Origin of the sequence: Streptomyces sp. NPDC059957, from assembly GCF_042730015.1 — a bacterium.
GTDB lineage: Bacteria > Actinomycetota > Actinomycetes > Streptomycetales > Streptomycetaceae > Streptomyces.
This window is the reverse complement of sequence record NZ_JBHWMB010000036.1, coordinates 42981-51570: the sequence shown is the minus strand read 5'-3', so window position 1 is coordinate 51570 and position 8590 is coordinate 42981. Positions and strand designations below refer to the sequence as shown.

Genomic DNA, 8590 nt, shown 5'->3' with positions numbered 1-8590 from the left:
CGTCTGGGCCGAGGACGCCGCGATCGCCGTACGGGCGGCGGGCGGCCGGATCGCGGGAGCGGGGGGGCTCCCCGCGGGCCCGCCGGGGGTGGGTTGATTTTCCTCCTCCCCCCCCCCTCCTCTCTGTACCCCCCCCCCCCCCCCCCCCCCCTCCCCCCCCCCCCCCCGGCCCCTCGGCAAAGGAGCAAGGAGCATCGTGCACAAGCAGCACACGGGCGGGGGGATCCTCCTTCTCAGCCACGTCGGCTTCTCCTTCGTGGAGGACCTCGTCGAAACGCTCGGCGCAAGGCGGCTCAAGACCTTCGTCCTCAGCTCGCGGCCGGAGCCGGCCCACGAGGGACGCCTGGACGCACTGCGGAACATGACCGACCACCTGACGGCCGCACCGGAGCACGTCCTGACCCACCAGGACGTCACCGCCTGCCTGGAAGAGCTCCGCCGCAACGGAGAGACCGTCCTGGCCTGCGTCACGGTCTGGGAGGGCTACCGCCATCTGATGGCCTTCGCCAACGAGACGCTCGGCGTGGGCGACCTCGACGAGAAGCAGATCCTCGGGCTCCGCGACAAACTCGCCTTGCGCAGCCGGCTGTTCGACGCGGGACTCACCCGCGTCCGGGCATCCGGGCTCACCCCGCAGACGCTCGCGCTCCGCCAGGGCGACGAGGGACGCCACTTCGTCAAGCCGGTGAGCGGCATCGCCTCCTACGGGGCCTTCCCGCTCACCCCCCGTACCACCTGGGCCGACATCGAGCGGATCACGGCCGAAGCGCGCGACGACACGGTCTACGCCTCGGCCTTCGGTGACGAGGGCCTGAGCTTCCTCGTGGAGGACTACCTGCCCGGGCGGGAGTTCAGCTTCGAGGTCGTCGCCGTCGACGGAACGGCCCACGTGGTCGCCGTGCACGAGAAGTGCGAGGTGACCGAGACGGCCGGCACGGTCCTGGAGAACGCCTGCACCAGCCCGCCGGTCAGCGCCGGCGCCGGGGAACGCGCCGCCGGCATCGCCTGGGTGCGCCGGATCCTCGCCGAACTCGACGTGCGCTGGGGCTGCTTCCACATCGAGGCCCGCCACGACGCGTCCCGTCCGCACGGGACCCGCTGGGACCTCATCGAGGTCAACCCCCGGGTCGGCGGCAGCCTGATCTCCCACAGCACCAGGGAGCTGACCGGTGGCACGAGCCTGCTGGACCTCTGGATCGACGCGCTCCTCGCGGCCGGGAGCACCGCACCGGCAGGAGCGGCGGAGGAGTTCGCGGAGCACCTCGCCGCACTCTCCTACACGGCCGACGGCGAGACGCCGACGGAGAACGCCACCTTCTTCCGGGTCTTCTTCGCCGAGAAGGGGCGCATCGCATCGGTGCGGGTGAGCGAGGACCTCCCGCTCGAACCCGTGGTCACGCACATCCTGCTCAAGGCCGGAGACACCGTCGACGCCACCGCGCGCGAGGTGTTCCTCGGGCAGCTCCTGTGGAGCTACCCGCGCGGCGACAGCGACCGGCTGCTGCCGCAGGTGACGCGCACCTCCGCGCACGCCATCGACATCCAGTACGAGATCCAGGACGAGAGGGGCCCGCGGTGAGCCGACCGACCAGCCGGTTCTTGATCATCGACTACAACCTGTCCCGGGTCGACGACGTGCGCCACATGAGCGCGTACGCCCGCGAGCACCACGGCGCGGACGTCACCCTCATCCGCGCCGACCCGACCCCCGTCGACGCCGAGATCTGCGACGAGGTCATCGACCTCGACCCGCTGCGCGCCGACTTCGTGGAGGCGGCGGAGCGGCTCCTCGGGCCCCGGCGCGAGGAGTTCAGGGCAGGCGTCGTCTTCTCCGACAACGCGGTCCAGAGCGGGGCCCTGCTCCTGGAGCGCCTGGGGCTGCGCATCGACTCGCCGGAGCTCGCCGGCGGGGCCTTCTGCAAGCACGAGTACCGGCTCAGCGAGGCGGCCCACCGCAAGTTGCTCGCCGCCCAGCGGCTGCTCGTACCCGACTTCGCCACGGTCGACTCGCGCGAGGGCCTGGAAGCCTTCTCCCGCAGCCACCCGGACGGCTTCGTGGTGAAGCCGACCAAGGAGGGCAACAACCGGGGCGTGGTCGTGGTGCGGCCCGGGGACTCCCTCGACGCCGCGTTCGCCGAGGTCGGCCCGTACGTCGAGGGCGGGGTGATCTGCGAGGAACTGCTGCCCTACCGCCGGGAGTACTCCTTCGACGGCCTGGGCCAGCTCTCCTTCGTCACCGAGAAGGTCAGTGCCACCGGCCGCTACCCCGTCGAGGTGGCCCAGATCCTGCCGGCCCGGCTGAACCACGCCGAGCGGTCCGCCGTGGAGCGGGCCGGACGGCAGGTCAACTGGCTGGTCGGGCAGTACGAGGGCCCCTTCCACAACGAGATCAGGCTGAGCGACGACGCCGGTTCCACGGCCGTCGTCGAGCCCAACCGGCGGCCCGCGGGCATGAAGATCTGGTCGCTGGCCCGCTGGGTCTACGGCATCGACCTCTACCACCGCTGGGTCGACGCGGCCTTCGGGCACACGGCCGGCCCCGCCCTGCCCGAGCCGTCCTGCTCGGCCGCCACGGTGATGCTGGGCGTGAAGACCGACCGGCCGTTCGCGCCGCAGGACGTCGCCCCCGGCGAGACCCCCTTCGAGGACGCCGTCGCGGCGACCGCCGCCATCCACCGGCTGCTCCCGCACGAACTCTCCGTCAGGGAGTTCGGCTGGGTTTCCCCCGCGCGGCGCCGGCTGCACGCCACCGCCCGGGACAACGCCGACTTCGCCGCCCAGGGCTGTGTCGTCCTCACCGCCGCGGACGTCGACATGGGCGAGCTCGTGCAGACCCTGCGCGAGGCCTGGCTGGACGCGCTGGACGCGAGCTCCGGCCGGGGCCCGTTCCACGGGGCACCGCGCACGGCGGCTTCCGCGGCCCCCCTCGACCCGACCACGATGATGGAGGCAGCCCGATGAGGATCCTCGTCCTGCACCGCGTGCCGTACCAGAAGATCGCGTACCACCGGGGCATCGATCACGACCTGCACGAGGTCACCTACTTCGGCCGGCGGGCGGCGCTCGCGACCCTCCCGGACGACCTGCGCTGCGAGCGGGTGGAGCGCCCGGGGCTGCGGGCGCCTTACGACGAGGCGCGGACCTGGCTCGACGAGCGGCCGCGGAGCTTCGACCGGGTGATCTCGATGTCGGAGTACGAGCTGCTCGACGCCGCCCGCCTGCGCGCCGACCTCGGGGTCGAGGGCGCGACGGTGGAGCAGGTCGAACTCGCCCGCGACAAGATCCTGATGAAGCAGGCCGTCGAGCGGACGGGGCTGCGCGTGCCGCGCTTCCTGCCGGCGGCGCAGTTCCTGGCGGACGGCGGGCGCTCGCCGTGGACGGGCAGGACGGTCCTCAAGCCGCACCGGGGCGCGTCCAGTGTCGACGTCGTCGTCTTCGACAGTGCGGCCGAGGCCCACGAGGCCCTGGTCGGGCGGCGGACCGGAGTCTCCTCGATCGACGAGGACGGCAGGGGACTGCCGGAGCACGAGGTCGAGGAGTTCGTCGAAGGGCCGATCCTGCACTTCGACGGCCTGGTCGAGAAGGGGACCGTGCTGACCCTGGGCGCCGGCGAGTACGTGGGCACCTGCCTGGAGTACGCGCACGGCACCCCGGTGGGCTCCTTCCAGTTCGAGGTCACGGACCGGCTGCGCGACTGGGTCGCCACCGCGCTCGCCGCCGTACGCATCGAGAACGGCAGCTTCCACCTGGAGGCCATCCTCGACGGGACCGAACCGGTCTTCCTGGAGGTCGGCAACCGGGTCGGCGGCGCGGACGTCGTCGACACCTTCGAACTGGCGACCGGCGTCCACCTGCCCTCCTTCGAGCTGCGCATCCTGGTCGGCGATTCCGTCGCGGGCACGCTGCCGCAGCCCCCCGCCGACCGCTCCTGGTACGGCTGGTTCGTCCACCCCGGACACCATCTCGGAGCCCGCGTCTTCGACGGCTTCGACGGGGCGGAGCCTTTCCGCTCGGCCCCCGAGACCGTCACCTGGCACGAGCTGCAGGCCGGCAGTCCGCTGCCCGACCACATCACGTACGGAGCCCACGAGACCGTGCTCGCCGGCATCGTCTCCGCCGACTCCCCGGAAGCAACCCGCAGGTGGCTGACGCGCCTGTTCGCGTCGCTGCGGCTGCGGACCTCCGCCCCGCGCACGCTCGATGCGATCGCGTAGAGCCCCGAGCCGCGCGACCCACCATCCGAGACCGAGAGAGAAGAAAGACCATGGCCGAACTCAGGTTCCACTGGGGCTCGTCGCTGGACAGCGGGCAGAAGAAGTCGACGCAGAAGTACCGCTCCGACCTGCTCGACCTGGACGGCGCGATCGAATTCGCGCAGGACGCGGACGCACTCGGGGTCGAGTCCCTGCTGATGGCACAGAGCTACACCCTGCCGGACCCGCTGCCCATCATCGGCGCGCTGGTACGGGAGACCGAGCGGGTCAAGTTCATCCTGGCGTACCGGCCCGGGCTGCTCGCTCCCACCCTCTTCGCCCAGATCGTCAACACGGTGTCGTGGATGTCCGACCGCCGGGTCGCGCTCAACGTGGTCGCCGGCACCTCTCCGGTCGAGCAGGCCTACTACGGCGACTTCCTCGCCCACGACGAGCGCTACGCCCGAGAGGGCGAGTTCCTCGACATCCTGCACCAGCTGTGGAGCGGCGGAGAGCCGGTGACGTTCACCGGCGACCACTACCGGGTCGTCGACGCGCAGCTCGGCCTCGGCCACAAGGGCGGCGGCCGCCCCGAGATCTACATCAGCGGCAACTCGGCCGTCGCCCAGCAGACCGCCATCCGGTACGGCGACTGCTGGTTCCGGTACGGGGACACCCCGCAGGAGATCGCCAAGGCCGCCGCCCCCCTCGTCGCCGCCGGCACGGACGTGGGCCTGCGCATGCAGGTGCTGGCCCGCGCGACCCGGGAGGAGGCGCTCGTCGAGCTCGCCGAGGTGATGAGCGAGACCGACGAGAACCACCGGGCGTACGTGAAGGCCTTCGTCGAGGCCGGCGACTCCGAGGCGGTCAAGAACTCGATGCGCCTCGCCGAGCGGGCCGGGCACGGCTGGCTCTCGCCGGTCCTGTACTCCGGCGCCGTCGCCTACCGGGGCGGCCCTGCGCTGTGCCTGGTCGGCAGCTACGAGGAGGTCGCCGCCTACCTCATGGAGTACAAGGCCGCGGGAGTCGGGCAGTTCATCTTCTCCGGCTGGCCGGCCCGCGACGAGATGCGGAACTTCTTCACCCACGTGGTGCCGGCGGTGCGCGCGTACGAGAAGGAGCACGACGTCTCCCTTGCGGGCGCGCGATGACCGGCGAGCGGAACCGCCGCGGCCTCTTCGGGACCGGTGTCCTGGTCGGGCTGACGGCCGAGCAGGTGGTGATGTTCAGCGTCCCGCTGCTCATCTTCCAGGAGACGCGCCAGGTCTCCTCCCTCGGCATCGCCTACGCCGTCGAATGGCTGCCCTGCCTGCTCGCCTACCCCTTCGCGGGACTGATCGCCGACCGGGACGGCGGCCCGCGGCTCTTCTCGCGCGCCAACACCGCGCGCGCGGTCGTCATCGCCTGCGCCGTCCTGCTCTGCGTCCTGCGGCCGTCGTGGACGGTACCGACCCTGATGGTGACCGGCGCCCTGCTCTCCACGCTCGTCGCGCCGATCCGGATGTCCATCGAGAAGGTCGTCCCGCAGCTGGCCCAGGGCTCGGACCTGGCCAGGACCCAGTCGCTCGTACAGAACATGGAACTCCTCGCCATGGCGCTCGGCCCGGGCCTGGCGATGGTGGCCGTGACCTTCCTCGGGAAGGTCTGGCTGCTCGCCCTCGCCGGCGCGCTCTTCGCGACCGCCGCCTGCAGCTGGCTGGTGCTGCCGCGCACCGCACCGCAGGAGCCGGCCCTGGCACGCGGGGTCCGGGCGACCCTGGCCGACCTCGGCCTCGGCTGGAAGCTGCTGGTCGGCAACCGGCCGGTCATCCTGCTCGCCGGCCTGAACTTCGCGATCAACCTGGTCTTCTCCACCGTCCTCGCCGCGAACGCGGCAGTGGTGACCGGTGTCCTGAAGGCCCCCGAGTCGCAGTTCGCGATGCTCAACATGTTCGTCGGCATCGTCGGGCTGCTGAACCTGCTCCTCACCCCGCTGCTGCTGCGCAGGTTCGACGTGAACTTCCTCGGCTCGCTCGGCTACACGGTCCTCACCGGCTGTCTGCTGCTGCTCGGTACGGCTTCGTCCTTCTGGCTGTACGCGGCGGCGTTCGTGGTCGCGATGTCCGGGGTCGCGTACTTCAACATCTTCAACCGCACCCAGCGGGTGAAGGCCATCCCCCGGGAGCACCTGGGCAAGGTGATGGGCCCCTTCTTCCTGGTGGGCCTGCTCTCCTACCCCGTCGGCGGCCTCCTCATCAGCACCGTCGGAGCGACCGTCGGCCCCCAGCGGCTCGTTGCCGCGCTGGCGGTCCTGCTCGGTCTGTACGGGGCGGTCTTCATGCCGCTGACGATCCGCAGCTTCCGCGAGAAGGAGGTGTCCCGTGTCGGCTCAGGAGCTCAGCCTGCCCTGTCCGGTGGACAGTGAGACGTTCCGCGAGGCGATGGCGCACCTCACGGCCCCGCTGACCGTCGTCACCACCCGGGACACGGCCGGGCGGCGGTGGGGGTTCACCGCCAGCGCGGTGACCTCGGTGTCGATGGACCCACCGCTCGTCCTGGTCGGCCTGGGCAACGAATCCAGCTGCCGGGAGGCACTGAGCACCTCACCCGAGTTCGTGATCAACGTGCTCGGCGAGCACCACACGGAGGTCGCCGACCGCTTCGCCCGGCGCGGCGTGGACCGGTTCGCCCAGGGCGGCTTCGCGGACATGCCCGAGAGCGGACTGCCCTACCTCACCGACGCCACCGCGGTGTTCCGCTGCACGGCCGTCGACCGGATACCGACGGGCGACCACCAGCTGCTCATCGGCCGGCTCACCGGACTGCGCACCCACGGAGAGGCCAAGCCGCTCCTGTGGTACCGACGGGGCTTCCGCGCCGCGAGCCCCACACCCGCGATGGGAGAACCCCGATGACCCGGACACCGAACAGCATGATCCCCGGAGTCGTGGACGGCACGGTCACGCCCACGCTGGACGCGGAGGGCAACCTCTCCCTCCACATCGTGGTCAGGAACGGCCGGGGCCGCTCCGGCGCCGACGACTACATCGAGGTCGTCCTCACGGGCAGCGACGCGCGAGAGCTGCTGTCCGTGCCGGGCCGCGCGACCTTCCCCTGCTCGGTCGGCGTCCGCCTCCAGTCCGACCCGTACCCCCCTTCCTCACTCCAGGAGTCCTCATGCCCGTGATCACCTCCGAGACCCCCACGGTCCGCCGCGACAGGACCGAGACCGCCCAGGACCCGCGGGAGAGCATGAACGTGCTCCCCGGAGTGCTCCAGTACCCGCTGACGGTCTTCACCGGAAAGGCCCTGCCCCAGCAGCGGTCCCTCCGCTGGACACCCACCTTCCACCTGGTGACCGCGACCACGTCGCTGGTACTCGGACTGCTCGTCAGCATCCTCGGATACGGGCTCGGCGGCACCGGCCTGCTGTTGCTGCTCCCCGGATGGGCGATGACCCTGCACGGGTTCCGCAACCTCCGCATGATGATCTACCACCAGTGCTCGCACCGGAACATGTACCGGAGTCGAAAGCCGGACAAGGCCATCGGCCACGCCATATCGAGCGTGCTCGTCATCCAGAACTTCGCCCGCTACAGCCGTGAGCACGTCGCCGACCACCACGCCACCGGCCACATGACGCTCCAGGACCCCACGGTCCAGGCCTTCCTGGTCAGCCTCGGCATGCACCCGGGGATGACCCGCCGCCAGATGTGGCGCCGGCTCCTTCTGAAGCTGGTCTCGCCGCGCTTCCACTTCGCCTTCGCCGTCTCCCGCGTGCTGTCCTTCTCGAAGGAGTCCGCGCGCAGCGAGAAGGTCACCGCGCTCGCGCTGTACGGCACGGCCGCCGCCGCCACCGTCCTCACCGGTACGTGGCAGGCGCTGCTCGTGGTCTGGTTCGTGCCGCTCGTCCCGCTCTTCCAGATCAGCAACACCCTGCGGCTCTGCGTGAAGCACACCTTTCCCGAGGCGGGCCTGACGGACCGCCGCAGCCGGGCGTACTTCACCTCCCTCACCAACGCGATCTTCATCGGCGACCCCGCCCCGTCGCCCGAACTGCCCGCCGGGCGACGCGCCCTCGCCTGGAGCCGCTGGACGCTGCGGATGCTGTTCGTGCACGCCCCGTCCCGCTACCTGGTGCTGACCGGTGACACCGTCGTCCACGACTACCACCACCGTCACCCGCGCAGCGACGACTGGTCCAACTACATCTTCGCCCGCCGGCAGGACGCCGAGGCGGCGGCAGCGGCGGGGGACCCCAACCGGCCGCCGTACCACGAGGTGTGGGGCCTGGTGCCCGCGATCAGTTACGTCTTCGACTCGCTGGCCGTGGCCGACGCCGAGGAGTTCGACGTGAACCGCCTCAAGTCCGTCAGCAAGCGCGAGCTCTTCGCCGCCTTCGACGACTGAGCCCCGGG

The 8590-nt window shown here is 71.2% G+C and carries 8 protein-coding genes; all 8 read left to right on the top strand.

Going from position 1 to position 8590, the window contains the following annotated elements:
- The first annotated feature begins 196 nt into the window (after positions 1-196).
- Genes ACFWBW_RS23850 through ACFWBW_RS23815 form a run of 8 tightly spaced genes read left to right on the top strand, consistent with a single transcriptional unit; the run spans position 197 to position 8582 of the window.
- On the top strand, positions 197-1579 hold the full coding sequence (locus ACFWBW_RS23850) for an acetyl-CoA carboxylase biotin carboxylase subunit family protein (protein ID WP_385375657.1): 1383 nt from the start codon (positions 197-199) through the stop codon (positions 1577-1579).
- Complete coding sequence (locus ACFWBW_RS23845; protein ID WP_385375654.1) at positions 1576-2961, top strand: acetyl-CoA carboxylase biotin carboxylase subunit family protein; 1386 nt, start codon at positions 1576-1578, stop codon at positions 2959-2961. The genes ACFWBW_RS23850 and ACFWBW_RS23845 overlap by 4 nt, the downstream gene beginning before the upstream one ends.
- Positions 2958-4214 (top strand): acetyl-CoA carboxylase biotin carboxylase subunit family protein, encoded by a 1257-nt coding sequence (locus ACFWBW_RS23840; RefSeq protein WP_385375651.1) that lies wholly within the window; start codon positions 2958-2960, stop codon positions 4212-4214. The genes ACFWBW_RS23845 and ACFWBW_RS23840 overlap by 4 nt, the downstream gene beginning before the upstream one ends.
- A 50-nt stretch (positions 4215-4264) precedes the next feature.
- Positions 4265-5344, top strand: a complete 1080-nt coding sequence (locus tag ACFWBW_RS23835) for an LLM class flavin-dependent oxidoreductase (protein ID WP_385375648.1) — start codon at positions 4265-4267, stop codon at positions 5342-5344.
- The gene (locus ACFWBW_RS23830) at positions 5341-6597 is read left to right on the top strand and encodes an MFS transporter (protein WP_385375645.1); all 1257 of its coding nucleotides are present in this window, start codon (positions 5341-5343) and stop codon (positions 6595-6597) included. Before ACFWBW_RS23835 ends, ACFWBW_RS23830 begins: the two co-directional genes overlap by 4 nt.
- Positions 6587-7087, top strand: a complete 501-nt coding sequence (locus ACFWBW_RS23825) for a flavin reductase family protein (RefSeq protein WP_385375642.1) — start codon at positions 6587-6589, stop codon at positions 7085-7087. Before ACFWBW_RS23830 ends, ACFWBW_RS23825 begins: the two co-directional genes overlap by 11 nt.
- A complete protein-coding gene (locus tag ACFWBW_RS23820) occupies positions 7084-7359 on the top strand; it encodes a hypothetical protein (RefSeq protein WP_385375640.1) in 276 nt (91 codons plus the stop codon). Before ACFWBW_RS23825 ends, ACFWBW_RS23820 begins: the two co-directional genes overlap by 4 nt.
- Positions 7350-8582, top strand: a complete 1233-nt coding sequence (locus ACFWBW_RS23815; RefSeq protein ID WP_385375637.1) for a fatty acid desaturase — start codon at positions 7350-7352, stop codon at positions 8580-8582. Before ACFWBW_RS23820 ends, ACFWBW_RS23815 begins: the two co-directional genes overlap by 10 nt.
- Positions 8583-8590 lie beyond the last annotated feature (8 nt).